Here is a 26,518-nt window from a genome sequence, read left to right on the forward strand (position 1 = left end):
TGTAGGCGCATCCGCGCGTGCGGTGGGCTGAGGTGAGCAGTGCTTTTTTCCCTGTGATCGTTCGGACGCGGTAAATTGTCAGAGAAGAGGACGGATGTATGTATCCATCCGCGAAGCGGCGATATAAAGTTTAGGAAGGAAAGGGGGATGGGGGTCCGGGGGAAGGGGGAAAGGGAAGCCCTTTTCAAAGGGTTCCCTTTCCCCCTTCCCCCGGCCGCCGGAGGCGCGAACAACGAAAAAGGGCTCCCTGACGGGAGCCCTTTTTCGTTGTATATTGTAGCGGCCCGCTAGCCCATTTTTTTCTGGGCGAATTTGAGCATTTTGACGGCTTCGGCGAAGCCGGGGTTGATTTCCACGGCCTTGTTGGCGGAGCTGGCCATTTTGCCCCATTTGCGCCAGTCGTAGTAGAGGCGGCCCATATTGTAGTGCAGGTATTCGTCGTCGGTGGTCAGGGTCAGGGCCTTGAGATAGTATTTTTCGGCGGTCTCGAAGTCCTGCATCTTGCGCAGGACCATGCCGATACGGTTGTACAGGTGGATGGCGTTGGGGTCGTCCTTGAGCGCCTCGTCCAGCATGGAGTAGGCTTCCTTGTACCGGCCCGCGTTGAGGTAGCGGTCGGCGATGTCGGCCTTGAGCTCCGGGTCGCCGCTGAAGGTGCGCACCAGTTGGTCGAAGACCTCGCTGGCCTGGTCCCACTCCTGGGCGTCCAGGAACGCCTGGCCCTTTTCCAGTTCGGCCAGTTTCTGGGCGTTGAGCGCCTCCAGGTCACCCTGGACCTCTTCGTTCAGGGCCTTTTGCAGCTCCTGGAGCAGCTCGCGCATGGCGTCGAGCAGGGGACGTTCCTGGCCCGGCTCGTAGCTGATGACCAGGGGGTAGATCTTGCGCAGCTCCTTGTCGGAGTTGAGCACGTAGGTGACCTTCTGGAGGATTTCCTCGAACTCGTCCCGCTCGTTCTTCATGACCTGATTCTTGAGGAAGAGAATGAGGCCGTCGTGAACCGCCTGCACGGCAGGCATGTACTTGCCTTTTTTCAGGAGGGTGGCGACGGAATTCAGCTTCTTGCGCGACTTGATCAGATCTGCGGACATGGGAGTGTTCCTGGCTGTGGTTCTGGGAGCCTATATCCCGGTACTTTCCTTGACCATATCACGAAATCTCGGAAAGAAATAGCGGCTGTCGTGGGGACCGGGGCCCGCTTCCGGGTGGTACTGGATGGCCAGGATGGGCTTTTCCCTGTGACGGAAGCCCTCAAGGGTGTTGTCGTTCAGGTTCACGTGAGTCTTCTCAAGGAAATCAATACCTTCAACATCCACGCAGAAGCCGTGGTTCTGGGAGGAGATTTCGATCTTCTCGGTCTGCAGGTCCATGACCGGGTGGTTGCAGCCGTGATGGCCGAACTTGAGCTTGTAGGTGGTGCCGCCCATGGCCAGGCCGAGAATCTGGTGGCCCAGGCAGATGCCCGCCACGGGCATGTCCTCGCACAGGTCCCTGGCCGCTTCCACGGCGGTGGTCACGGCGGCCGGGTCGCCCGGGCCGTTGGACAGGAATACTGCGTCCGGGCCGAGTTCGCGCGCCTGGGCCGCGGTGTAGTGGGAGGGCAGGACAATCATGTCGAAGCCCTCGTCCTCCATGAGGCGCAGGATGTTCCATTTGATGCCGAAGTCGTAGACCACGAGCTTGGGGCCCTTGCCCTTCCAGGCGAAGTTCTTGATGTCGTCGATGTACACGGGCTTTTTGCCGTCCCAGGTGTACGGTTTTTCGCAGGACACGCGGTCGGCCAGGTTGAGGCCTTCCATGTTCTCGATGGACCGGGCCTTTTCGACCAGCTTGGCCGGGTCGGCGTCGCCGGTGGCGATATAGCCGCGCTGGGCGCCGTTGATGCGCAGGTGGCGGGTCAGGGCGCGGGTGTCGATGCCCTCGATGCCCATGACCCCGGCCTCGGTCAGGTAGTCGGGCAGGGACATGGTCGAGCGCCAGTTGCTTGGTCTCTTGCAGCATTCCTTGACGATGAAGCCGGCCGCCTGGACCTTGTGCGACTCCACGTCCTCGGGGTTGATCCCGTAGTTGCCGATGAGCGGATAGGTCATGGTGACCATCTGCCCGGTGTAGGACGGGTCGGTCAGGATCTCCTGGTAGCCGGTCATGCCGGTGTTGAAGATGACCTCACCGGAGGCCTCGCCCTGGCCGGTGAAACTCGTCCCCTTGAAAATCGTGCCGTCTTCGAGGGCAAGAATCGCTTTCATCAATGGTTCTCCAGAATGGTCTTGACCTTGACGAGGTCTTCGGGCCTGTCCACCCCGTGGCAGGTGTGCCGCGTCTCGGTCACGTAAATATCGATACCGTCTTCGAGCAGACGGAGCTGTTCCAGTTTTTCCCGTTGCTCCAGCGGGCTCGGGTCCAGGCTGCCGAACCGTTCCAGCGCCTCCATGCGGAAGGCGTAGAGCCCGATGTGCAGCAAAAAGCCGTGCATCTTCCCGTCGCGGTCAAAGGGCACCAGGGAACGGGAGAAGTAGAGCGCCCGTCCGTTGCCCGCCCGGACCACCTTGACCCGGTCGGGCGAGGCCGCCTCTTCCGGGCCGATGGATGTGGCCAGGGTGGCCACCCGGACATGGCGGTCCTCGAAGGGCCGGACCAGTTCGGTGAGCATGTCCGGCTCCAGGCACGGCTCGTCACCCTGGATGTTAACCACGACCGCGTCGGAGTCAATGGACAGGGCCCGCGCCGCCTCGAGCACGCGGTCCGTGCCGCTGTCGTGGTCGCGCCGGGTCATGACCACGGGCACGTCCAACGCCTTGGCCGCGTCGAAGATGCGTTCGTCGTCCGTGGCCAGGGTCACGCTGGTCAGCAGCGGGCAGGCGGACGCCCGGGACCAGACGTGCCAGAACATGGGCCTGCCGCCGATCTCGACCAGAGGCTTGCCCGGAAACCGCGAGGAATCGTACCTTGCGGGGATGATGCCGTGGCATTCGGGGAATTCGTTCATTGCTTGGGTAGCGTATTTAATCCTTATTAAGAAAATCGGCAACCTGTTTGGCGACCGCTTCCGCGCCGCCCCTGCGGTCCCGGATGTACTGCTTCGCGGCCTTGGCCACCTCCTGGCGGGGCGGCGGATTGTCGACGATTTTCTTGAGTGATTCCAAGGCGTCCTGCCAGCCGGACGCCTCCACGGCCAGGCCGGAGTCGATGATCTCGCGGCCGACCCAGGCGAAATTCTTCCAGTGCGGACCGGTCACCGGGGTCACGCCGCTGGTCAGCGGCTCCAGGAAATTCTGCCCGCCGAGCGGGGCCAGGGAGCCGCCCACGAAGGCCGCCTTGGCCAATCCGTAGGCAGGGACCAGCTCGCCGAAGGTGTCCCACAGGATGACCGTGCCGGGCCTGGCCGGGCCGTTCAGCCGGGAGCGCAGCACCCAGTTGAGCCCGGCCCCGTCCATGGCCCTGCGCCACAGGTCCAGATGGTGCATGTGGCGCGGGAACAGTCCGAGCACCAACGCCGGGCGCGCGGACATGAGGCCGGCGGCCAGCCTGGTCACGTCGTGCTCTTCCTCCTTGCGCACCGAGCCGAAGATGACGAACGGGTCCTTGTCGGGAATCAGGTCCCCGAGCGGATTGGTCTTGCGGGCCATGGGCCCGGCGTCGCCCATGCGGTCGAACTTGATGTTGGTCATGACCCGGACCCGTTCGCGGCCGAACAGGGTGCCGAAGCGGCGGCCGTCGGTCTCGGAAACGGCCATGATCCGGTCCGGGCCCAGGGCGCGGAACAGGTCGGGCCAGGCCATGTACCCGGCCAGGGACTTGGTGGTCATGCGCCCGTTGGCCAGGAGCACGCGCACGTTCCCGGCCTTGCATGCGGACAGGAAGCCAGGCCATATCTCGGTCTCGAGGATGACGGCCAGCTTCGGGCGCACGCGCCGGACCATGCGGTCCATGAGCTCGGGCGCGTCAAAGGGGAAATACCACGGCTGGACCGCCAGCCCGGCCCTGCGTCCGTTGATCTCCTCGGCGGCCCGCAGCAGGGTTTGGTATCCCTGCAGGGTGTTGGTGGTCACCAGCACGCGCAGGGTCTGCGTTCCGGCCGGCTTGAGGTGCCTGAGCACCTCCCAGGCCAGGTATGCCTCGCCGCCGCTGGCCGCCTGCATCCACAGGTCGGCAGGCGCGGGCTCGCCGTCGGCCAGGGTGCGCTGTTCCCAGCCTTCCTTGAGCCGTCCGTTGAATTTGAGCAGGGGCAGGGCGGCCTTCCAGGCCAGCCCGTAGGTCTTGAGAGCCACGCCTATGGCGGTCAGTGCCATCTAGACCCTGCCTTCCAGGCCGAGCCGGATGAGTTCGCCGATCAGTTCGGTGAAGGTGTAGCCCACGTGGGCCGCGGCCCTGGGCAGCAGGCTGGTGGGGGTCATGCCGGGCAGGGTGTTGACCTCGAGCAGGTAGGCCTCGCCGTCGGCGGTGGCGATGAAGTCGCCCCGGCTGCAGCCGGTCAGCCCCAGGGCAGCGTGGGCCGTGAGCATCTGCTCCTGGATGGACGTGGTCAGGGCCTCGTCCACCGGGGCCGGACAGATCTCCTCTGCCCCGTCGGCCGCGTACTTGTTCTCGTAGTCGAAGAAGTCGGACCCGTCCCGGGGGGTGATCATGATCAGGGGCAGGGCCTGATTGCCCAGGATGCCGCAGGTCAGCTCCACGCCGGGGATGAACGCCTCCACCAGGGCGGACTGGCACATGGCGAAGACTTTGTCGAGCGCGGCCGGGAACTCCTCGGCCGTGCGCACCAGGGACATGCCCAGCGACGAGCCGCCCTTGTCCGGCTTGACGAACACGGGCAGGGGAAGCTTGAGCGCGGTCTCGCGCCCCTGGGTGGGCGTGACCAACTGCCAGTCCGGGGTCTTGATGCCGTTGGCCTCGAAGACTTCCTTGGAGGCGGCCTTGTTCAGGGCCAGGTAGGAGGCGGCCGGGCCCGCGCCCTGGTAGGGGCAGTCCGCCTTGTCCAGCACGGCCTGGATCAGGCCGTCCTCGCCCGGCGTGCCGTGCAGGTTGATGAAGGCGAAGTCCGCGTCCTTGGCTATGGAGAGCAGGTTCCGGAAGTCGTCGGCAGGATCGAAAAAAGTGACGTCGTGGCCGAGTTCATCCAGGGAGGTCCGGATTTTTTGGGCCCCGGACAGGGAGACGTCGCGTTCGTCAGACCAGCCGCCCGCTATCAAAATCACATGCATTGAGGTCCACCTCGAGTGTGTCGCATAACAGTTGTTCGAGCTCCAGGGCCTGCCGTTTGGTTTCGTTGATGCTGTCCTGGAGGTTCAGGGGGATGCCGTAGCGCACGACCAGGTCCTTGAAGCGGTCCTTGACGGACACCAACCGGTTGTGGTTCACGCGCTTGTCCGCGTAGAGCACGGCCAGGGGCGTGAAGTAGGGTTCAAGGTCCATGGCGAACGGCCAGTAGACATGGTGGGTCACCCCGGAGGCGATGACCGGGTTGCCGGTCAACTCCGCCACCCAGGCCCCGCCCAGTTGGCTGTGGTTGCCGCCGTGGCGGATACAGTAGGTCTTGGCCAGGTCGTGGAGCAGGGCCGAGGCGCGCACCGTGGGCACGTCCACGTCAATTCCCTTCTCCACGGCCCGCCTGGCCAGGAAGGTTGCCACATCCGCCACCATGCGGCTGTGCGCGGCCACGTTGTCCAGCATGGCGTATTCCTCCCAATACCGGGCGCACCGGGCGTCGTCGGGGACGAACAGTTCGGGAGCGGGCCGGACAGGGGGCGGCGTGGGCAGATTCGACCGGCGGGAACCGGCTTTGGGGGCGTTATCCTTGGCAGACATGGCGTGCGTGCGCGGCGGGCGTCGGGTTGGCGGGATGCACAAGCGCATCCGATGATTCCCATCTACCAGTACGGCCGGAAAAAATAAAGCGGCCGTATCCCGGAAAAACGGCCATCCCGTCACCCAGGCCGTTCTTTTCGCTGGATTCTGGCGGTACGCTGCCACTTATGATAACGGTTGGCACAGTGGGAGGAATCCGTGAACGGCTTGATCGTATTGCAGGCAGTCTTCTTCCTGGGCGGGTTGGCGGTCCTGGCCCTGGCGTGGCGCATGCGCCGTGTCAACCGCGTGCCCCGGCTCACCGGCGTATCCTGGTGGGCGGCCGGGTACGCGGCCATCGGGCTGGCCGCCATCGGCGCCGGGGCGGACTTCTACTACGGCGACTGGATCAAGGGGTTCGTCACCCATCTGCTGCTGACCGGCGGTGTGGCCCTGGTCTGGGCTGGCACCCGGCTCTTTTTCGAGGGCAGGGTGGGTAATTCCACGATGGCGGCCTCGGCCGTCCTGCTGGCCTGTGAAGCCGTCGGCATCTTCTGGTACTACTTCATCTCTCCCTCCTACCAGGCGCGGCTGACCATCACCTGCGTGGTCCTGCTCATCCTGTCCATGAGCCTGTCCATGAGCTTGTTTCTGTCCAGCATGGACGACCGCGCGGTCATCGCCGCCGGGGTGTGCTACTCCCTCTTCGCCGTACTCAACGGGCTGCGGACCCTCTCCATCCTGATCAGCCCCGAACCCTTCGCCCACTATCGGTCCGGGCCCCTGGCCGTGGCCGCCACCGCCCTGATGCTCCCGGTTTTGCTGGCGGCACAGGCGGCCTCGCTGGTCATGATTCGCGACACCATCCGGGGCAGAAAGCGGAAATAGGCCCCCGAAATCCCTTCCCCGGCGTTATTAAAACCGCCCGCCGCGCCCACCGGCCGATCCGCCGGGTTTTTCATTTGCCCATATCCTGGAGAGGGTATATGACTGTCGCTAACCTGAAGAAATCGGTTCCGAAATCAGCCTAAAGGACTATGCTTTGAGCTTCGAATTGCTGGAAAAGTTCCGTGATCCGGACCTGTGCCGGAAAATCCTCGACAAGATGGAATCCGAACTGGACCGGGAGCTGCGCTTCATGGAGGTCTGCGGCACGCATACCGTGGCCATTTTCCAGAGCGGGCTGCGTTCCCTCCTGCCCGAAAAGATCGTCCACCTCTCCGGGCCGGGCTGTCCGGTCTGCGTGACCCACGAGTCCGAGGTCAACGCCTTCCTGGACCTGGCCGGACGCGGCAACGTCATCCTGGCCACTTTCGGCGACCTCATGCGCGTGCCCGGGGACAAGGGCCGCAACCTGAAAAAGGCCGTTGCCGACGGCGCGCGGGTAAAGGTCGTCTATTCGCCCTTCGACACCCTCAAGCTGGCTAAGGAAAATCCCGGCGACCTGGTGGTCTTCATCGGCGTGGGCTTCGAGACCACGGCCCCGACCATCGCCGCGACCATGAAGATGGCCCGCGACCAGGGGATAGCCAACCTGCGCATCCTCTGTTTCCACAAGACCGTGCCCACCGCGCTGGACGCGCTTCTGGCCGACGAGGCCATCAACATCGACGGCTTCATCCTGCCGGGCCACGTCTCGGCCATCATCGGCGTGAAGCCCTACGAATTCATCGCTGAGAACTACGCCAAGTCCGCCGTGGTCACCGGGTTCGAGCCCCTGGACATTCTCCAGTCCCTGAACCAGATGATCGAATGGCGAAACCAGGGCGAGGCCCACGTGGCCAACAACTACACGCGCATCGTCGGCGAGAACGGCAACCCCAAGGCGCTCGAGATCATGTACGAGGTCTTCGAGCCCACCGACGCCCTGTGGCGCGGCCTGGGACTGATCCCCGGCTCCGGCCTGGAGATCCGGGCCGAGTGGGAATCCTTTGACGCCAAGAAGGAATTCGGCATCGAGATCAAGGACGGCCCGTCCCTGCCCGGCTGCAAGTGCGGCGACATCCTCAAGGGCATCAAGCAGCCGGACCAGTGCCCGCTGTTCGGCAAGGCCTGCACCCCGGCCAACCCGGTCGGCCCGTGCATGGTCTCCACCGAAGGTTCCTGTGCCGCCTACTACAAATACAAATTGGATTAAAATATGTCTGACAAGGTTCTTCTCGACTACGGCAGCGGCGGCCGCGCTTCCCAGCGCCTGATTTCCGAACTCTTCCTGAAATATCTCGGCAACGACGAACTCGACCGCCTCAACGACGCGGCGGTCCTTTCCCTGTCCGGCAAAATCGCCATGTCCACCGACTCCTTCACCGTGGACCCGATCTTTTTTCCCGGCGGCGACATCGGCTCCCTGGCCGTGCACGGCACGGTCAACGACGTGGCCATGATGGGCGCGGTGCCGCGCTACATCACCTGCGGCTACATCATCGAGGAAGGGCTGCCCATGGCCGACCTGGAACGCATCGTCCGATCCATGGGCGAGGCCGCCGAACACGCCGGGGTCAAGGTCGTCACCGGCGACACCAAGGTCGTGCCCCGGGGCGCCTGCGACAAGATTTTCATCAACACCACCGGCATCGGCGAAGTCATCGCCGACCCGACACCGAGCGGCGACGCGGCCAGGAAGGGCGACGCGGTCCTGGTTTCCGGAACCATCGGCGATCACGGCCTGACCGTGCTCGGCACCCGCGAGGGGCTGGATTTCGAGGCCAAGGTCCAGTCCGACTCCGCCGCCCTCAACCACCTCCTGGTCAAGCTCGTCCGCGAGCTGCCCGAGGTCCACGTCCTGCGCGACCCCACGCGCGGCGGCCTGGCCACCACCCTGAACGAGATCACCAAGAGCTCGAACGTCTGCTGCGAACTGACCGAGACCAGCATCCCGGTACGCCCCGAGGTCAAGGGCGGCTGCTCGATCCTCGGCCTGGACCCGCTCTACCTGGCCAACGAGGGCAAGTTCCTCTGCGTCCTGCCCGCCGAACACGCCGACAAGGCGCTCGAAATCATGCGCGCCGACCCGCTCGGCCGGGACGCCTGCCGCATCGGCACCATGACCGACGCCAACCCCGGCAAGGTCGTCCTCGTCACCCAGCTTGGCGGCAAACGCCTCCTCGGCATGTTGGAGGGCGAACAACTCCCGCGCATCTGCTAGACGCGCTCCAGTCATCAATAAAAAGTCCCCGCCGGCATGCGCTGGCGGGGACTTTTTATTGCCTCCGGCGGCCGGGGGAAGGGGAAAAGGGCTTCCCTCTCCCCCTTCCCCCGGACCCCCATCCCCCTCACCCTCCGAAACCTTTTGTATCCGCTTCGCGGGCTGGACCGCACGAGAAGGCCCCTGACTCATATCTGAGTCAGGGGCCTTCAATTCTTAATTCTTCTGGAGCGATTCGGGTGCTTCAGCACCCGACAGCGGCTCTTTTAACCGCGCTGGCACAAGGCGTTCGAGAGTGGGTCAGCTGTGCATTTTCTTCCGGCCGGGGCAACCGTAGCGTAGCCGTCTACGTGAGGATTGGCCCGGCCGGAAAAATGTGTAGATGGCTCGCTATCGGAAGCCGCTTAAGACCACCCAGCCATCAATAAAGCGAAATCTCGCTATCTTGCCTTCCTCGCCTCAATGAGCGCCGCGGCCCGGCGCGCCAAATACGTAATCTCCGGTTTGGAGACCTGGTCGTCGGCGCCCACCGTCTCGCCCCGGTGGCGGAGCTTGTCGGTGATCAGCGAGGAGAAAAGGATGACCGGCAGGTCGCGCAGGACCGGGTCCTCCTTGACGCGTTTGCACAGGTGGTGGCCGTCCATCATGGGCATCTCGATGTCCGAGACCAGGACCTGGACGTAGTCGGTGATCGGACGCTCCTCTTCCTGGGCGCGCTTCTTGATCTCCACCAGACGGTCCCAGCATTCCCGGCCGTTGTTGGTCTTTTCCACCTGGAACCCGGCCTGGCCGAGCATGTCGCGGATCATCTCGCGGATGAGCGGCGAGTCGTCGGCGATGAGCGCCTTGTACCCGGAGTAGCCGTCGAGCTCGAAGTTGTCGTCGAACTGCAGGCGCATGGCCGGGTTGAGTTCCGAGACGATGCGTTCCAGGTCGAGGATGAAGACGATGCGGTCGTCGAACTTGACCACGCCGGTGATGGACTCGGACGACAGGGCGGACACGTACTTGTTGGGCGCTTCCACGTCCTCCCAGGAGATGCGGTGGATGCGGGTCACGCCCGAGACCATGAAGGCCGAGGTTACCTGGTTGAATTCGGTGACGATGACCTTGGGCGGCTCGTTCTCCACGCGCTTCTTCTTGAGCCAGATGGACAGGTCGAGCAGGGGGATGATCCGGGAGCGCAGGTTGAAGGCCCCGAGCACCGCCGGGTGCGAGACCTCGGGCATCTCCGTGACCTTGGGCATGCGGATGATCTCGAGCACCTTGGCCACGTTCACGCCGTAAAAGCCCTTGCGGCTCGGTTTGTGGCCCTCTTCAAGGACCTGCTCTTCCTGGTTGGGTTCGGCTTCGTCGGACGCCTTGGGTTCCTCCTCGAGGTAGAACTCGACGATTTCCAATTCATTGGTGCCCGCTTCAAGCAGGATGTCGGTGGACTGGGTGGCCATGCTGATACCGCTTCCTTGTCAAGGGTATGGAATGATTAAGGCAACAAGCCTCTGTGTAAACGCTATTGGCAAATCTCGTCAACAGGCGGCCAGGGGGTATCCGGATCGGCCGGTTCCAGGTCCCGGATGACGTCCGCCGCCCGCTCCAGGTCTTCCCAGGTCTCGCACTGCAGCAGGGAGGCGCGCAGGGAGCGGATGCCCCTGAGTCCCTTGGCGTAGCGGGGAATGATGGAGCGGATTTTGCGGAAGGAGCGCCCGTCGCCTTCGAAAAGTCGCGTCAGGCGGATGTGCTCGCGCACGATCCCGGCCAGGAACGCGCCGTCGCGCACGGGCAGGGGCGCGCCTTGGCGCAGGGCGACGTACCGGGCGAAGATGGACGGATCGTAGAGCGCGCCACGGGCGAACATGATCGCGTCGATGCCGGTCTCCTCGATGCACCGCGCGCCGTCCTCGGCCGAGAACAGGTCGCCGGACCCGATGACCGGGATGGACACGGCCCGCTTCAGCTCGGCCAGCTTGGCCCAGTTGGCCCGGCCCGCGAACATCTGCCTGCCGTAGCGCGGGTGCATGGTCACCCAGTCGACGCCGACGCCTTCCAGCCGTCTGGCCAGGTCGAGGAAGACCTCCTCGCCCTTGTTGAAGCCCAGGCGGAATTTGACGCCCACGCGGCCGCCCTCGGGATGCTCGGCCGCCTTGGTCACCATGATGGCGGCCAGTTCGACCAGCTTGTCGAGGTCCTCCATGAGCTGGACCCCGGAGCCGGACTTGAGGACCTTGCGCACCGGGCAGCCCGCGTTGAGATCGAAATTGCGGTAGCCCATGCCGACCAGTTTCTCCATGACCGGCGGGAAATACTCAGGCTCGGACCCGAACAGCTGGAGGACCATGGGGTCGTCCTCCGGGCAGGTGGCGATGAGGCGGCGGGTGCCGGAGTTCTTGAAGGCCATGCCCTTGACCGAGACCATCTCGGAGCAGGCCGGGCCGCAGCCGTACTGGCGCACGAGCATGCGGAAGGGCAGGTCGGAATAGCCGGCCAGGGGGGCCAGCCACGGGGAGTCGGGGGTGATGGAAAAACGGGTCATGTCGGGATGCACATACGGGCTCGGATGGCGCGAGTCAAAGGAAAAGGGAGCGGATCAGCGTTCGTAGTAGCGGTCGTACAGGGTCTGGAACCGGCCCGAGGCGATCAGTCCGTTCAGGGCGGCCTGCCAGCGGTGGATGACCTCGTCGTCCACCTGGGGCGAAAAGGCGATGTAGCCCGCGGACTGGACCAGGGGCTCGGGCACGCGGCGGATGTCCGAGGCCGGGATGTCCGCGGCGTGGAGCTTCTGGATCAGAGTTTCGTCCGAGGACACGGCCAGGTCGGCGTCGCCGGATTTGAGCCGGGCGAAGCACTCGCCGTACGTCGGTGCGGCGACCACGTTGGTGAACCCGCGCTCCAGCAGGACCGTGTGGTGCTGGCTGCCCTCCACGGCGCAGATGGCCGAGACCGACCTGGCCGCGTCCAGGTCGCCGATGGCGGATCCCTTGAGGCCGTACAGGTAGTCCACCTCGCGCTGGAGCGGGCCGACCCACTTGAAGCGCGCCTCGCGCTGCGGCGTCCGGTAGACGTTGAAAAAGGCCGCGTCGGGCCGGGAGGCGAGGGCGTCCATGCCCTGGGCAAAGGAGACCTCGCGGATACGGGTCTCGACGCCCACGGCGGTCATGATCTCGCGGACCGCCTCCAGGTTGAAGGCCCGCTTGCCCGCGTGCTCGATGCCGTGCAACTCGCCCGTGTCCGGATCGGTCTCGGCCTGGCCCGTCAGGTCGTGGGTCAGGATGACCAGATCCTCGGCCTGGGCGGGGGAGGGGACGGCCCAAACGAGAACGGCCCAGATCAGGACGGCCGGAAGCAAGGCGGCCGAAGGGCGCTGGCGCGGGGGCCGGGCGGTTGGGAGTTGTTCGGGCGGGCGCATAGTTTCATAACGGGTTGCAGGGTTGGTATTCCTCTTATGATAGACCATGATTCCGCAGGCGGCAATTATTATGCCCGTCCGGGCCCGCATCCGTCCGCCGGGGCCGCGATCAATATCTCCGGGGCGGGAAAGAATTTGAAAAAAATACCGGCGCAGGCTTGACAAAGGACCGCTTTTCTCATTAAACCGGCCCGTCTTCGAGCGCACGGCAGCGCTTCCCGGCTGCGGGAAAAAAGGCCGTTGAAAACTCTTGATTTTTGACATCGCGGCGTATATAGACTTCGTTCCCGTGAGCTGGCGTAGCTCAATTGGTAGAGCAGCTGATTTGTAATCAGCAGGTTGCGGGTTCAAGTCCCATCGCCAGCTCCATAAGACACAAATGGTGGGGTTCCCGAGTGGCCAAAGGGAACAGACTGTAAATCTGTCGGCATACGCCTTCGGAGGTTCAAATCCTCCCCCCACCACCATAATTTTTCGAGTCACGCTGTAGGAGGCGGTCCCAGAGTCCGTCGATGGACTACAGAGAGTGAGCGGGAATAGCTCAATTGGCTAGAGCATCAGCCTTCCAAGCTGAGGGTTGCGGGTTCGAGTCCCGTTTCCCGCTCCATTTTAGCCATCTCTCTCCTTCCATCATCTTTATATACAGTGTATGGCTGTGCTCACGTAGCTCAGTCGGTAGAGCACATCCTTGGTAAGGATGAGGTCACCGGTTCAAATCCGGTCGTGAGCTCCACGAGCGTTTTTGTTGTTCGAATTGCTTGTCAACAAGTATTTAGAAATAGAAACCTACACAACATTTATTGATCCAGGGGGTTATTGAAATGGGTAAAGCTAAATTTGAACGTAGCAAGCCTCACGTTAACATCGGCACCATCGGTCACATCGACCATGGCAAGACCACGCTGACCGCCGCCATCACCAAGCTGGCCCACATGGCCGGTCACGGCGAGTACGTTGCCTTCGACGAGATCGACAAGGCTCCTGAAGAGAAAGAGCGCGGCATCACCATCGCCACCGCCCACGTCGAGTACGAGACCGAGTCCCGTCACTACGCCCACGTGGACTGCCCCGGTCACGCCGATTACATCAAGAACATGATCACCGGTGCCGCCCAGATGGACGGCGCTATTCTGGTCTGCGCCGCCACCGACGGTCCCATGCCCCAGACCCGTGAGCACATCCTGCTCGCCCGTCAGGTCGGCGTGCCCGCCATGGTCGTCTTCATGAACAAGTGCGACATGGTCGACGACGAGGAGCTGCTGGAACTGGTCGAGCTCGAGATTCGCGAGCTGCTGTCCAAGTACGAATTCCCCGGCGACGACATTCCGGTCATCCAGGGTTCCGCCCTGAAGGCCCTGGAGTGCGATTCCGCCGACGATCCGGCCGCCAAGCCCATCTATGATCTGCTGGCCGCCTGCGACTCCTACATCCCCGAGCCCGAGCGCGACATCGACATGCCGTTCCTGATGCCCGTCGAGGACGTCTTCTCCATCTCCGGCCGTGGTACCGTTATCACCGGTCGTGTGGAGCGCGGCATCGTCAAGGTCGGTGACGAAGTCGAAATCATCGGCATCAAGCCCACCATCAAGACCACCTGCACCGGCGTCGAGATGTTCCGCAAGCTGCTTGACCAGGGCCAGGCCGGCGACAACGTCGGTCTGCTGATCCGCGGCGTGAAGCGCGAGGAAGTGGAGCGTGGCCAGGTTGCCGCCAAGCCCGGTTCCATCACCCCGCACACCAAGTTCAAGGCCGAGGTCTACGTCCTGTCCAAGGACGAGGGCGGCCGCCACACCCCGTTCTTCACCGGCTACCGTCCGCAGTTCTACTTCCGGACGACCGACATCACCGGTGTCGTCACCCTGGCTGAGGGCGTCGAGATGGTCATGCCCGGCGACAACGCAACCTTCAACGTCGAGATGATCCACCCGATCGCCATGGAAGTCGGCCTGCGCTTCGCCATCCGCGAGGGCGGCCGCACCGTCGGCGCCGGTGTCGTCACCGAGATCGTGGAGTAATCATGCGAGTCAACATTCAGCTGCAGTGCACCGAGTGCAAGCGTAAGAACTACGCTACGCAGAAGAACAAGAAGAACACTACCGGACGCCTGGAAGTGAGCAAGTATTGTCCCTGGGACAAGAAGCACACGGTCCACAAAGAGTCCAAGTAGTCTTCGATAGAGCAGGGGTATAGTTCCAACGGCTAGAACGCCGGTCTCCAAAACCGGATGTTGGGGGTTCGAATCCCTCTACCCCTGCCAACTAAGTCTTTGAAAGCGGCGCGGGGCCTTGCCGAGATACGGCAAGGCCCCGCCAACCGCTCAATAATTTGGGATAAAGAGATATGGCCAAAAAGAAAGGCAAGAAGGCCGCTGAAAAGCAGGCCGTACAGTCCCCGGCAGCCGGTCTGAAGGGCAAGATCAAGGAATTCATCGAGTTCTTTGAGGAGTCCAAGGTCGAGATCAAGAAAGTGGTCTGGCCGACCCGCAAGGAGACCGTCACCACGTGCATCGCCGTGCTGGTCGTTTCCGTGGTCATCGCTCTCTACCTGGGCGTGGTCGACCTGGCGCTCTCGAAGATTGTCGAGGCCATCCTCTCCTAGGACCAAAGCTACTCGCAAAGGCTGGAACACAACATGGATGCCACAATGGAACACGCAGCGCCTCGTGCACGCTGGTACATAGTCCACACCTACTCGGGATTCGAGCAGAGGGTGGAACAGACCGTGCGTGAAATGATGCGCACCGGACAGGACAAGGGCCTCATCGAGGAGGTTGTCATGCCCACCGAAAAGATCGTCGAGATGGTCAAAGGTGAGCGCAAGACTTCCACCCGCAAGTTCTATCCGGGATACATCATGATCAAGATGATCCTGACCGACGATTCCTGGCACCTCATCCAGTCCATCCCGCGCGTGACAGGATTCGTCGGCGGCAAGAACCGCCCGACGCCCATGCGCGACAGCGAGGCGGAGAACATCCTCAACATGATGGAAAGCCGTCAGGAAAAGCCCCGTCCGAAGTTCAACTTCGAGCGCGGCGACGAGGTCCGGGTCATCGACGGCCCGTTTTCCGGCTTCAACGGTGTTGTGGAAGAAGTCAATTACGACAAGGGCAAGCTCAAAGTATCCGTCTCTATTTTCGGGCGTCAGACTCCTGTGGAGCTTGATTTTGTCCAGGTGGACAAGGGATAGCCCGGATTGTCGCTAACAGCGAAATTTCTCATCGAGGAATACAATAATGGCTAAGAAAGAATTAGGAAAGATCAAACTGCAGATCCCCGCGGGCTCCGCCAACCCCTCTCCGCCGGTCGGTCCGGCGCTGGGTCAGCACGGCGTGAACATCATGGAATTCTGCAAGGCGTTCAACGCCAAGACGCAGGACCAGAAAGGCCTGATCATCCCGGTGGTCATCACCGTGTACGCGGACCGTTCCTTCGACTTCATCACCAAGACCCCTCCGGCGGCGGTGCTCCTGCTCAAGGCCGCCAAGCTTGAGAAGGGCTCCGGTGAACCGAACAAGACCAAGGTCGGCAAGGTCACCAAGGCCCAGATCAAAGAGATCGCCGAGTTGAAGATGGCTGACTTGAACGCCAATGACATCGAGAACGCCATGCGTCAGATTGAGGGCACCGCCCGCAGCATGGGCCTCGACGTCAAGGCCTAGTGAGGTAAAGAAATATGCCTAAGCATGGAAAAAAATACCGCAACGCCGTGGGTGATCACGACACCGCCGTGCGTGTTGATGTCGAAGAGGGCGTGAAGGCCGCCGTTGCCGCCGCCTTTGCCAAGTTCGACGAGACCGTGGACGTGGCCATCAACCTCGGCGTCGATCCCAAGTACTCCGATCAGATGATTCGTGGTGCCGTCTCCCTGCCCAACGGGCTGGGCAAGGACATCCGCGTGGCCGTCTTCTGCAAGGGGGAAAAGGAGAACGAGGCCAAGGAAGCCGGTGCCGACTACTACGGTTCCGACGATCTGGTCGAGAAGATTCAGTCCGGCTGGCTCGAGTTCGACAAGGCCGTGGCCACCCCTGACATGATGGCCGTGGTCGGCAAGATCGGCCGCGTGCTCGGCCCCCGAGGCCTGATGCCCAACGCCAAGACCGGCACCGTGACCATGGATGTGGCCAAGGCCGTCAGCGAGCTCAAGGCCGGTAAGGTCGAGTTCAAGGTCGACAAGGCCGGCGTGCTGCACGCCCCCATCGGCAAGGTCTCGTTTGGTCCGGACAAGCTCCTGGAGAACCTCAAGGCCCTGCTGGACTCCGTCATGCGCCTCAAGCCCTCCTCCGCGAAGGGCACCTACATGAAGGCGCTGGCTGTTTCCTCCACCATGGGCCCGGGCGTCAAGATCGATCCCCTGACCGTCCGCAAGTTCCTGGAAGCCTAGTTTTTAACAATTGAATGCCGGACCCCTTCACGGGGTCCTGTAGATAATCGCACGGAAGGTTGAGTCAGAGACGGCAGGCGGGGCTGTGTCCCCTTAAACATCCTGCTCAGACAAAGCTTTGACCTGCTTTCCGGGCCGAACGACGAGGAGTGGTAGATGAACAGGCAAGAAAAAGCCCAGATCATCGAGCAGCTGCACGAAAAAGCTTCGCGCGCCAGCATCGCCGTCGTCACCGATTTCAAGGGCATGTCCGTCGAGGAAATGACCCAGTTGCGCGCCAAGTGCTTCGAAATCGGCGTCGATTACCAAGTCGTCAAGAATACCCTGGCCCGGTTGGCTCTCAATGACACTGATCACGGTGTATTGAGCGAACATCTGAAAGAGAACTGCGCCATTGCGCTCGGATACGACGATCCCGTCGCCCTTGCCAAGGCGCTGGCCGATTACGCCAAGACGAACAAGAAGTTCGCCATGCGTTTCGGTACTCTGGAAGGCCAGTTTCTTGACAGCGACGCAGTGAAGGAACTCTCCAAGATGCCCAGCAAGCCTGAGCTCTTGAGTTCCCTTCTCGGCACCATGCAGGCCGTACCTCGCAATTTCGTCTGTCTGTTCGCCAACATCGAGCGCAAGTTCCTGTATGCCTTGACCGCCATCAAGGAACAGAAGGAAGCCGCGTAAACAACAGGTTCAAAGCGAATCAATTTCAAGGAGATTTATCATGGCTGATATCACCAAAGAACAGGTTGTCGAATTCATCGGCAACATGACCGTCCTGGAACTGTCCGAATTCATCAAAGAGCTCGAAGACGTCTTCGGTGTCGAGGCCGCTGCCCCGGCCGTCGCCGTTGCCGCCGCTCCGGCCGCTGGCGGCGACGCCGCCGCCGAGGAAGAGAAGACCGAGTTCGACGTCGTCCTGACCGGTGCCGGCAGCAACAAGATCGCCGTCATCAAGGCCGTCCGCGGCATCACCGGCCTGGGCCTGAAGGAAGCCAAGGCTCTGGTCGACGAAGCTCCGAAGACCCTGAAGGAAGGCGTGTCCAAGGACGAGGCTGACGAGGCTGCCAAGCAGCTGCAGGAAGCTGGCGCCGAAGTTGAAGTTAAGTAACTTCACCGCCTTAAGCTAACAAAGCAAAGAGCGCTCGCCCTCTAAAAAAGGGCGTTGCGCTCTTTGCTCTGTATGTATATATAATGGTTTAATCGCCTTTCGCTATTGGGTTTAGCCGCTGTATGATGCAAATCTGCTCCTCGTCGGTGTGCCGGGTTTTTGGTTCCGGCTGCAGCTTATCTACCCATTTTTCGCACCGGTCGCTCTAATCGGCCGATGCGCCAGACAGAGGGCAAGGGCTTTGTGCCCCGCGCCCCAACCATCAACCGCTCATGCATGAGGGTACAATGGGTCAACTGAGAAAAAAATTCGGCAAAATCGTCAACACGCTCCCCATCCCGCACCTGCTGGAGCTTCAGGTGGATTCGTACAATCGTTTCCTCCAGGCGGATACTCCGCCGGCCAGCCGGGGCGACTTCGGGCTCGAGGGCGTGTTCAGGTCCGTTTTTCCCATTGAAGATTTCAACAAGACCGCTAGCCTTGATTTCGTGTCCTATGAAATCGGCGAACCAAAATACGACGTCGATGAGTGCATCTCCAAGGGCCTGACCTTTGAGACGCCCATCCGTATCACCGTCCGTCTCGTAGTTTTTGACGTGGATGAAGAGACCGACAACCGCACGATTCGCGACATCAAGGAACAGGACATATACTTCGGGACGCTCCCGCTGATGACGGAGAAGGGCACGTATGTCATCAACGGCACCGAGCGCGTCATCGTGAACCAGCTGCAGCGCTCCCCGGGCATCATCTTCGAGCATGACTCGGGCAAGTCCCACTCCAGCCGCAAGGTCCTTTATTCGAGCCGCATCATTCCCATGCGCGGGTCCTGGCTGGACTTCGACTTCGACCACAAGGACATCCTGTACGTCCGCATCGACCGCCGCCGCAAGATGCCCGTGACCATCCTGCTGAAGGCCATGGGACTGTCGCGCGCCGACATCCTCGACTACTTCTACGACCTCGAGTCCTACACCCTGCTCAAGACCAAGGTTACGCGCACGGTGGTGGCGGAGCAGTACCGCAAGGAAACCGCCTTTGCCGATGTCGAGGTTGACGGGAAGGTCCTTCTCAAGAAGGGCACCGATATCACCCGGGGCGCCTGGAAGAAGCTCATCCGCAGCGAGGTCAAGACCATCGAGGTCGACCCCGACTCCCTGCTGGGTCAGTTCCTGGCGCGCGACATGGTCGACAAGAACGGCGAGGTTATCGCCGAGGCGGCCGAGGAGGTCACTCCGGATCTGCTCGACAAGCTGCGTGATGCCAAGATCAAGGATTTGGACGTGCTGCACACTCGCGGCATGGAGGTTTCCTCCTCCCTGCGCGACACCCTGCTGCTCGACAAGACCACGGATATGGAGTCCGCCCAGATCGAGATCTACCGCAGGCTGCGTCCCAGCTCCCCGCCCACGCCCGAGATCGCGGCCAGCTTCTTCGAGAACCTGTTCCGCTCCTCCGACTACTACGACCTGTCCAGCGTGGGCCGCTACAAGCTCAACTCCCGCCTGAACCAGGAAGTGGACCTGTCCATCCGCACCCTGACCAACGAGGACATCCTCCTCGCGGTCAAGGAACTCATGCGCCTCAAGGACTCCCACGGCCCGGCGGACGATATCGACCATCTGGGCAACCGCCGCGTGCGGCCCGTGGGCGAACTGGTCGAGAACCAGTACCGCATCGGCCTGGTCCGCATGGAGCGCGCCATCAAGGAGCGCATGTCCCTGCAGGAAGTGGCCACCCTGATGCCCCATGACCTGATCAACCCCAAGCCGGTTGCGGCCGTGCTCAAGGAGTTCTTCGGAACCTCCCAGCTCAGCCAGTTCATGGACCAGACCAACCCGCTCTCCGAGGTCACCCACAAGCGCCGCCTGTCGGCCCTGGGACCCGGCGGCCTGACCCGCGAACGCGCGGGCTTCGAAGTGCGCGACGTGCACACCTCGCACTACGGCCGCATCTGCCCCATCGAGACGCCGGAAGGTCCGAACATCGGTCTGATCGTCTCCCTGACCACCTACGCCAAGGTCAACGACTACGGTTTCATCGAGACCCCGTACCGCAAGGTGGTGGACAAGAAGATCACCAACGAGATCAATTACATGGACGCCTCCAAAGAGGCCAAGGAAGTGGTGGCCCAGGCCAACGCTCCCCTGGACGCGAACGGCGTCTTCACCAATCCGCGCGTCAACGCGCGCCTGGCCGGCGACGTCCAGCTGACCGCTGCCGAGGACGTCACCTGCATGGACATCAGCCCGAGCCAGACGGTCTCCATCTCGGCCGCGCTGATTCCGTTCCTGGAGCATGACGACGCCAACCGCGCGCTCATGGGCTCCAACATGATGCGCCAGGCCGTGCCTCTTCTCCAGGCCGAGGAGCCGCTCGTCGGCACCGACATGGAGGGCCCGGTCGCCCGCGACTCCGGGGCCTGCGTGCTGGCCAAGGAGGACGGCGTGATCCACTACGTGGACGCCGAGCGGATCATCATCAACTACGACAACGGACTGTTCCCCGAATCCGGCGGCTCCAAGCACTACGAGCTGCAGAAGTGGCACAAGTCCAACCAGAACTCCTGCTTCGGCCAGACGCCTCGCGTCCAGGTCGGGCAGCGGGTCAGAAAGGGCGACGTCCTGGCCGACGGCCCGGGCATCGACCACGGCGAGCTGGCGCTCGGCAAGAACCTGCTGGTGGCCTTCATGCCCTGGTGCGGTTTCAACTACGAGGACTCCGTCCTCATCTCCGAGCGCATGGTCAAGGAAGACGTCTACACCTCGATCCACATCGAGGAGTTCGAACTGGTCGCCCGCGACACCAAGCTCGGACCCGAGGAAGTGACCCGGGACATCTCCAACGTCTCCGAGGAAATGCTTCGGAACCTGGACGAGTGCGGCATCATCCGCATCGGCGCCCGGATCAAGCCCGACGACATCATGGTCGGCAAGATCACGCCCAAGGGCGAGACCCAGCTGACTCCGGAAGAGAAGCTGCTGCGCGCCATCTTCGGCGACAAGGCCCGCGACGTGAAAAACACCTCCCTGAAGGTGCCGCCGGGAATCTCCGGCACCATCGTCGACGTCAAGGTCTTCAACCGCCGCTCGGGCGAGAAGGACGACCGCACCAAGGCCATCGAGGACGCCGAACTGGCCGCCTTCGACGTCAAGGAGCAGAAGCACGTCGCCGCCCTGACCGACGCGATCCGCGACAAGATCTGGACCGTGCTCGAAGGCGCCACGCTGAAGAAGGACCTGATCGGTCCCAAGAAGACCGCGCTCGGCAAGACCGGCGAGGTCATCGATCGCGAGGCCGTGGACGCCGTCCCGGTCAAGAAGCTCATCGGCCTGTTCGACCGCGAGGCCAACGACCAGCTCAAGCTGATCACGGCCGACTACGAGCAGCAGATCGCCTTCATCAAGAACATATATGACGTCAAGCGCGAGAAGGTGACCGAGGGCGACGACCTGCCCCCGGGCGTGATCAAGATGGTCAAGGTCTACGTCGCGGTGAAGCGCAAGCTCTCCGTGGGCGACAAGATGGCCGGCCGCCACGGCAACAAGGGTGTCGTGTCCTGCATCCTGCCCGAGGAGGACATGCCGTTCTTCGAGGACGGCACCTCCATGGACATCGTCCTGAACCCCCTGGGCGTTCCCTCCCGAATGAACATCGGGCAGATCATGGAAACGCACCTGGGCATGGCCGGACGCAAGCTCGGCCAGCAGGTCCAGCTGATGCTCGAGGAGAGCGACAAGTCGCTCAAGGCCATCCGCGAGGAGGTCAAGTCCATCCTCGACACCGCCGACATGAACGAGCTCATCGACTCCATGTCCGACGAGGAGTTCGTGGACGCGGTCAAGAAGCTGAAGAACGGCATCGTCGCCAAGACCCCGGTCTTCGACGGCGCCGAGGAGGACGGCATCTGGGGCTGGCTGGAAAAGGCCGGTCTCGCCTCGGACGGCAAGTTCGTGCTCTACGACGGCCGCACCGGCGAACCCTTCCACAACCGGGTCACCGTGGGCATCATGTACTACCTGAAGCTGCACCACCTGGTCGACGAGAAGATCCATGCCCGGTCCACCGGCCCGTACTCCCTGGTCACGCAGCAGCCCCTGGGCGGTAAGGCCCAGTTCGGCGGCCAGCGTCTGGGCGAGATGGAAGTCTGGGCCCTTGAGGCCTATGGCGCCGCCTATCTTCTGCAGGAGTTCCTGACCGTCAAGTCCGACGACGTCCAGGGCCGTGTGAAGATGTACGAGAAGATCGTCAAGGGCGACAACTTCCTGGAAGCCGGTCTGCCGGAATCCTTCAACGTCCTGGTCAAGGAACTCATGTCGCTGGGTCTGGACGTGACCCTGCATTACGAGGACCGCAAGCGTCCCGGCCAGCCGCAGCAGCCCGTCGCCATTCCGGCGGGACCCAAGCCGCTGGTGGACTAGCAGGACCGGACGAAACAAGGTAATTGGCCCGGCCGGCCGCAAGCCGGCCGGGCATGAGATAACATCTTACGATAGGGGATATCCATGACGTTGGACGATCTGTTCACCTTACGTGGAGCGCCGAACGCAGCCGCACAAGGCCGTAACCTGAAGGCTATCCAGATATCCATAGCTGCGCCCGAAACCATCCGGGAGTGGTCCTACGGTGAAGTCAAGAAACCGGAGACCATCAACTACCGGACCTTCAAACCGGAACGGGACGGCCTGTTCTGCGCCAAGATCTTCGGCCCGGTGAAGGACTACGAGTGCAACTGCGGCAAATATAAGCGCATGAAGCATCGCGGCATCGTCTGCGAGAAGTGCGGCGTCGAGGTCATCGCCTCCAAGGTCCGGCGCGAGCGCATGGGCCACATCGAACTGGCCGCGCCCGTGGCGCACATCTGGTTCCTGAAGACCTTGCCGTCCAAGATCGGCACGCTGCTCGACATCACCATGGCCGACCTGGAAAAGGTCCTGTACTTCGACTCGTTCATCGTGCTCGATCCGGGCGAGACCCCGCTCAAAAAGCACCAGGTCGTGTCCGAGGACCAGTACTTCCAGGTCATCGACCACTTCGGCGAGGACGCCCTGACCGTGGGCATGGGTGCCGAGACCGTCCGGACCATGCTCCAGGCTCTCGACCTGCCGACCCTGCGCGCCGAACTGCGCGAGGAGTCCCAGACCACCCGGTCTCAGACCAAGAAGAAGAAAATCACCAAGCGGCTGAAGATCGTCGAGGCCTTCCTCGAGTCCGGCAACAAGCCCGAGTGGATGATCATGGAAGTGATTCCCATCATCCCGCCCGAACTGCGCCCGCTGGTCCCCCTGGACGGCGGCCGTTTCGCCACCTCGGACCTCAACGACCTGTACCGCCGCGTCATCAACCGCAACAATCGGCTCAAGCGGCTGCTCGAGCTCGGCGCGCCCGAGATCATCATCCGCAACGAGAAGCGCATGTTGCAGGAGGCCGTTGACGCCCTGTTCGACAACGGCCGCCGCGGCCGGGCCATCACCGGCACCAACGGCCGCCCGCTCAAGTCCCTGTCCGACATGATCAAGGGCAAGCAGGGCCGGTTCCGCCAGAACCTGCTCGGCAAGCGCGTCGACTACTCCGGCCGTTCGGTCATCGTGGTCGGTCCCAAGCTGAAGCTGCACCAGTGCGGCCTGCCCAAGAAGATGGCGCTCGAGCTGTTCAAGCCGTTCATCTACTCCGAGCTCGAGAAGCGCGAGATCGCCACGACCATCAAGTCCGCCAAGAAGATGGTCGAGCGCGAGGACCTGGTCGTCTGGGATATCCTGGAGGACGTGGTCCGCGAATACCCGATCATGCTCAACCGCGCCCCGACCCTGCACCGCCTCGGCATCCAGGCCTTCGAGCCCACTCTTGTTGAGGGCAAGGCCATCCAGCTGCATCCGCTCGTCTGCTCCGCCTACAACGCGGACTTCGACGGCGACCAGATGGCCGTGCACGTGCCGCTTTCCGTGGAGGCGCAGATCGAGTGCCGCGTGCTGATGATGTCGTCCAACAACATCCTCAGCCCGTCCAACGGCTCGCCGATCATCAACCCGTCCCAGGACATCGTCCTCGGGTTGTACTACCTGACCACGCCGCGCTCCTTCGAGAAGGGCGAGGGCATGATCTTCTCGAGCCCCGAGGAGGTCATCTCCGCCTACGACTTCGGCGCGGTCGGCATCCACGCCCGCATCAAGGTGCGCATGAACGGCGAGATCCTCGAGACCACCACCGGCCGCATCATCGTTTCCGAGCTGCTGCCCGAGGATGTCCCGTTCGAGTTGGTCAACTGCGTGCTGAACAAGAAGAATATCGCCGCCCTGGTCTCCGGCGCCTACCGTCTGGCGGGCACCAAGGCCACGGTCATCCTGTGCGACCGCATCAAGGACCTTGGTTACGAGTACGCCACTCGCGCCGGTGTGACCATCGGCGTCAAGGACCTGAAGATTCCGGCCAGCAAGCCCAAGATGCTGGAAACGGCCAATGCCGAAGTGGACGAGATCGAGAACCAGTTCCAGGACGGCATCATCACCCGTACCGAGAAATACAACAAGATCGTCGACGTCTGGACCAAGGTGACCAACGACATCTCCAACGAAATGATGCAGGAGATGTCCACCGACGTGCTGACCGATCCCAAGACCGGCAACACCGAGGTCAACTCGAGCTTCAACCCCATCTACATGATGGCCACCTCCGGCGCTCGAGGCAACCAGGACCAGATGCGGCAGCTGGCCGGCATGCGCGGCCTGATGGCCAAGCCCTCGGGCGAGATCATCGAGACCCCGATCACCGCGAGCTTCCGCGAAGGTCTGTCCGTCCTGCAGTACTTCATCTCCACCCACGGCGCCCGGAAGGGTCTGGCCGACACCGCGCTCAAGACCGCGAACTCCGGCTACCTGACCCGCCGCCTGGTCGACGTCGTCCAGGACGTGACCGTGTCCGAGCTGGACTGCGGCACCGTGGACGGTCTGGAGCTGACCCACTACATCAAGGGCGGCGAGATCAAGCAGCGGTTGGCCGAGCGAGTGCTGGGCCGCGTGACCATGTTCGACACCTACGACGAGGAGACCGGCGAGTTGGTCATCCCGTCCAACACCATGATCGATGCGCAGTACGCCAAGAAGCTCGACGCTTCCGGCGTGAACTCCATCGTCATCCGCTCCGGCCTGACCTGCAAATCCAAGCAGGGCGTCTGCGCCATGTGCTACGGACGCGATCTGGCCCGCGGCCATCTGGTCAACGTGGGTGAGACCGTCGGCATCATCGCCGCGCAGTCCATCGGCGAGCCCGGCACCCAGCTGACCATGCGTACCTTCCACATCGGCGGTACCGCATCCAAGGAAATCGAGTCCTCGAGCATTGAGTCCCAGCACAACGGCCGCGTGATCACCTCGCGCATGCGCACCGTCGCCAACTCCGACGGCGACAAGATGGTCCTGGGCAAGAGCTGCCAGGTCGGCATCGTGGACGAGCAGGGCCGCGAGCGCGAGAAATACGTGCTCCCGTCCGGCGCCCGCCTGCTGGTGGACGAGGGCCAGGAGGTCAAGAAGGGCACTCCGCTGGCCGAATGGGATCCGTACATGGAGCCGTTCATCGTCGACGTGTCCGGTACCATCAAGTTCAAGGACATCATCGAAGGGAAGACCGTCCAGGAGGACCGTACCTCCAAGGCGTCCTTCACCATCATGGAATACCGCACGACCAACTTCCGTCCGGCCGTCACCCTGTTGGGCGACGACGGCAAGGCCGTGTACCGTCCCGGCACCGAGATCGACGCCAACTTCGCCATGCCCGTGGGAGCCATTCTCATGGTCAAGGACGGCGACAAGGTCCGCGCCGGCGACGTCATCGCGCGCAAGCCGCGTGAATCCTCCAAGACCAAGGACATCGTCGGCGGTCTGCCGCGCGTTGCCGAGCTCTTCGAGGTGCGCAAGCCCAAGGACCTGGGTGTGGTCTCGTCCATCGACGGCATCGTCACCTTCGGCCCCGAGACCAAGGGCAAGCGAAAGGTCGTGGTCACTCCCGAGACCGGTGACGCCCAGGAATTCCTCATTCCCAAGGGCAAGCACATCACCGTCCAGGAGTCCGACTTCGTCGAGGCCGGCGACCTGCTGACCGAAGGCTCCCCGGAGCTGCACGACATCCTGCGGATCAAGGGCGAGAAGCACCTGGCCCGCTACCTGGTCGAAGAGATCCAGGACGTGTACCGCTTCCAGGGCGTCAACATCAACGACAAGCACATCGAGATCATCGTGCGCCAGATGCTCAAGAAGGTCTCGATCCTGAACCCCGGCTCCACCTCCTTCCTCATCGGCGAGCAGGTGGACAAGCTGCGGTTCATGGAGGAGAACGCCAAGGTCACGGCCGAGGGCGGCACGCCCGCGGTGGCCGAGACCCTGGTCCTGGGCATCACCCAGGCCTCCCTGTCCACGGACTCCTTCATCTCGGCCGCCTCGTTCCAGGAGACCACCAAGGTCTTGACCGAGGCCTCCCTGAAGGGCAAGACCGACTACCTGCACGGTCTGAAGGAAAACGTCATTGTCGGCCGGTTGGTGCCCGCCGGTACCGGATTCCGCAAGTACACGGACTCCGAGATCAGCGTGCCCGACCAGCCCGAGCGCCCCGACAAGTTCCTTGAGGAGCTGGAGGAAAGCCCGCTCCTGGTGGACGTGCCGACGGTGTAGCGCGGCCGAAAAAAATAACTCGGCAGCGTTTGATATAACTG

General features: G+C 62.6%; 22 protein-coding genes and 5 tRNA genes. 18 read left to right on the plus strand and 9 right to left on the minus strand.

Annotated features, from left to right (window positions below):
* Positions 1-287: 287 nt before the first annotated feature.
* From BerOc1_RS15615 to BerOc1_RS15640, 6 genes are read right to left on the minus strand one after another with little or no spacing between them, the layout of a single operon-like run.
* Positions 288-1,088, minus strand: a complete 801-nt coding sequence (locus BerOc1_RS15615) for a tetratricopeptide repeat protein (RefSeq protein ID WP_071546577.1) — start codon at positions 1,086-1,088, stop codon at positions 288-290.
* Between the two features lie 30 nt (positions 1,089-1,118).
* The gene (gene carA, locus BerOc1_RS15620; protein ID WP_071546578.1) at positions 1,119-2,243 is read right to left on the minus strand and encodes a glutamine-hydrolyzing carbamoyl-phosphate synthase small subunit; all 1,125 of its coding nucleotides are present in this window, start codon (positions 2,241-2,243) and stop codon (positions 1,119-1,121) included.
* Entirely contained in the window at positions 2,243-2,983 is a 741-nt protein-coding gene (gene kdsB, locus BerOc1_RS15625) for a 3-deoxy-manno-octulosonate cytidylyltransferase (RefSeq protein ID WP_071546579.1), read from the minus strand. The genes carA and kdsB overlap by 1 nt, the downstream gene beginning before the upstream one ends.
* 16 nt (positions 2,984-2,999) lie before the next feature.
* On the minus strand, positions 3,000-4,286 hold the full coding sequence (locus tag BerOc1_RS15630) for a 3-deoxy-D-manno-octulosonic acid transferase (protein ID WP_071546580.1): 1,287 nt from the start codon (positions 4,284-4,286) through the stop codon (positions 3,000-3,002).
* Positions 4,287-5,198, minus strand: a complete 912-nt coding sequence (locus BerOc1_RS15635) for a D-alanine--D-alanine ligase family protein (protein WP_071546581.1) — start codon at positions 5,196-5,198, stop codon at positions 4,287-4,289. It lies immediately after the preceding gene.
* Positions 5,164-5,802 carry an HD domain-containing protein gene (locus BerOc1_RS15640; protein ID WP_084641638.1) on the minus strand — a complete coding sequence of 213 codons (639 nt, stop codon included), beginning with the start codon at positions 5,800-5,802 and terminating at the stop codon, positions 5,164-5,166. Before BerOc1_RS15640 ends, BerOc1_RS15635 begins: the two co-directional genes overlap by 35 nt.
* A gap of 198 nt (positions 5,803-6,000) precedes the next feature.
* Here BerOc1_RS15640 and BerOc1_RS15645 point away from each other — a divergent pair, with 198 nt between their 5' ends.
* The 3 genes from BerOc1_RS15645 to hypE all read left to right on the plus strand — a co-directional run bounded on the left by BerOc1_RS15645 (position 6,001) and on the right by hypE (position 8,926).
* Positions 6,001-6,669 (plus strand): hypothetical protein, encoded by a 669-nt coding sequence (locus tag BerOc1_RS15645; RefSeq protein WP_129586556.1) that lies wholly within the window; start codon positions 6,001-6,003, stop codon positions 6,667-6,669.
* A 154-nt stretch (positions 6,670-6,823) separates the two neighbouring features.
* Positions 6,824-7,918: a hydrogenase formation protein HypD gene (hypD, locus tag BerOc1_RS15650; protein ID WP_071546583.1), complete on the plus strand. Its 1,095-nt coding sequence runs from the start codon at positions 6,824-6,826 to the stop codon at positions 7,916-7,918.
* Positions 7,919-7,921: 3 nt separating this feature from the next.
* Positions 7,922-8,926 carry a hydrogenase expression/formation protein HypE gene (hypE, locus tag BerOc1_RS15655; protein ID WP_071546584.1) on the plus strand — a complete coding sequence of 335 codons (1,005 nt, stop codon included), beginning with the start codon at positions 7,922-7,924 and terminating at the stop codon, positions 8,924-8,926.
* A 440-nt stretch (positions 8,927-9,366) separates the two neighbouring features.
* On the opposite strand, the gene BerOc1_RS15660 is transcribed toward hypE, so the two are convergent.
* From BerOc1_RS15660 to BerOc1_RS15670, 3 genes are all read right to left on the minus strand, one after another.
* A complete protein-coding gene (locus BerOc1_RS15660; RefSeq protein WP_071546585.1) occupies positions 9,367-10,374 on the minus strand; it encodes a chemotaxis protein in 1,008 nt (335 codons plus the stop codon).
* A 62-nt stretch (positions 10,375-10,436) separates the two neighbouring features.
* Positions 10,437-11,456 (minus strand): tRNA dihydrouridine synthase, encoded by a 1,020-nt coding sequence (locus BerOc1_RS15665; RefSeq protein ID WP_071547154.1) that lies wholly within the window; start codon positions 11,454-11,456, stop codon positions 10,437-10,439.
* 54 nt (positions 11,457-11,510) lie between these two features.
* Positions 11,511-12,269: a substrate-binding periplasmic protein gene (locus tag BerOc1_RS15670; RefSeq protein ID WP_165610827.1), complete on the minus strand. Its 759-nt coding sequence runs from the start codon at positions 12,267-12,269 to the stop codon at positions 11,511-11,513.
* A 353-nt stretch (positions 12,270-12,622) separates the two neighbouring features.
* On the opposite strand from BerOc1_RS15670, the gene BerOc1_RS15675 reads away from it, so the two are divergent.
* The 15 genes from BerOc1_RS15675 (at position 12,623) to rpoC (ending at position 26,477) form a co-directional block, all read left to right on the plus strand.
* A tRNA-Thr gene (locus tag BerOc1_RS15675) sits at positions 12,623-12,698 on the plus strand.
* Between the two features lie 12 nt (positions 12,699-12,710).
* Positions 12,711-12,796: transfer RNA gene (locus BerOc1_RS15680), tRNA-Tyr, on the plus strand.
* 63 nt (positions 12,797-12,859) lie between these two features.
* Positions 12,860-12,936: transfer RNA gene (locus BerOc1_RS15685), tRNA-Gly, on the plus strand.
* A gap of 50 nt (positions 12,937-12,986) precedes the next feature.
* Positions 12,987-13,062 (plus strand) — tRNA-Thr (locus tag BerOc1_RS15690).
* An 88-nt stretch (positions 13,063-13,150) separates the two neighbouring features.
* On the plus strand, positions 13,151-14,344 hold the full coding sequence (gene tuf, locus BerOc1_RS15695) for an elongation factor Tu (protein WP_071546588.1): 1,194 nt from the start codon (positions 13,151-13,153) through the stop codon (positions 14,342-14,344).
* Positions 14,345-14,346: 2 nt separating this feature from the next.
* Complete coding sequence (gene rpmG, locus BerOc1_RS15700; RefSeq protein ID WP_071546590.1) at positions 14,347-14,496, plus strand: 50S ribosomal protein L33; 150 nt, start codon at positions 14,347-14,349, stop codon at positions 14,494-14,496.
* Between the two features lie 13 nt (positions 14,497-14,509).
* Positions 14,510-14,586 (plus strand) — tRNA-Trp (locus BerOc1_RS15705).
* An 83-nt stretch (positions 14,587-14,669) separates the two neighbouring features.
* Entirely contained in the window at positions 14,670-14,927 is a 258-nt protein-coding gene (secE, locus tag BerOc1_RS15710) for a preprotein translocase subunit SecE (protein ID WP_071546592.1), read from the plus strand.
* Between the two features lie 33 nt (positions 14,928-14,960).
* Positions 14,961-15,518, plus strand: coding sequence for a transcription termination/antitermination protein NusG (gene nusG, locus BerOc1_RS15715; protein ID WP_041915844.1), 558 nt, complete (start codon positions 14,961-14,963; stop codon positions 15,516-15,518).
* Positions 15,519-15,564: 46 nt separating this feature from the next.
* The gene (gene rplK / locus BerOc1_RS15720) at positions 15,565-15,990 is read left to right on the plus strand and encodes a 50S ribosomal protein L11 (protein WP_071546594.1); all 426 of its coding nucleotides are present in this window, start codon (positions 15,565-15,567) and stop codon (positions 15,988-15,990) included.
* A 14-nt stretch (positions 15,991-16,004) separates the two neighbouring features.
* The gene (gene rplA / locus BerOc1_RS15725) at positions 16,005-16,712 is read left to right on the plus strand and encodes a 50S ribosomal protein L1 (RefSeq protein ID WP_071546596.1); all 708 of its coding nucleotides are present in this window, start codon (positions 16,005-16,007) and stop codon (positions 16,710-16,712) included.
* Positions 16,713-16,868: 156 nt separating this feature from the next.
* A complete protein-coding gene (rplJ, locus tag BerOc1_RS15730; RefSeq protein ID WP_071546598.1) occupies positions 16,869-17,390 on the plus strand; it encodes a 50S ribosomal protein L10 in 522 nt (173 codons plus the stop codon).
* 40 nt (positions 17,391-17,430) lie between these two features.
* Positions 17,431-17,817: a 50S ribosomal protein L7/L12 gene (gene rplL, locus BerOc1_RS15735; protein WP_071546600.1), complete on the plus strand. Its 387-nt coding sequence runs from the start codon at positions 17,431-17,433 to the stop codon at positions 17,815-17,817.
* Between the two features lie 287 nt (positions 17,818-18,104).
* Positions 18,105-22,238, plus strand: a complete 4,134-nt coding sequence (rpoB, locus tag BerOc1_RS15740; RefSeq protein ID WP_071546602.1) for a DNA-directed RNA polymerase subunit beta — start codon at positions 18,105-18,107, stop codon at positions 22,236-22,238.
* An 84-nt stretch (positions 22,239-22,322) separates the two neighbouring features.
* On the plus strand, positions 22,323-26,477 hold the full coding sequence (rpoC, locus tag BerOc1_RS15745) for a DNA-directed RNA polymerase subunit beta' (RefSeq protein ID WP_071546604.1): 4,155 nt from the start codon (positions 22,323-22,325) through the stop codon (positions 26,475-26,477).
* Positions 26,478-26,518 lie beyond the last annotated feature (41 nt).

The organism is Pseudodesulfovibrio hydrargyri, assembly GCF_001874525.1.
Classification (GTDB): Bacteria; Desulfobacterota; Desulfovibrionia; order Desulfovibrionales; family Desulfovibrionaceae; genus Pseudodesulfovibrio; species Pseudodesulfovibrio hydrargyri.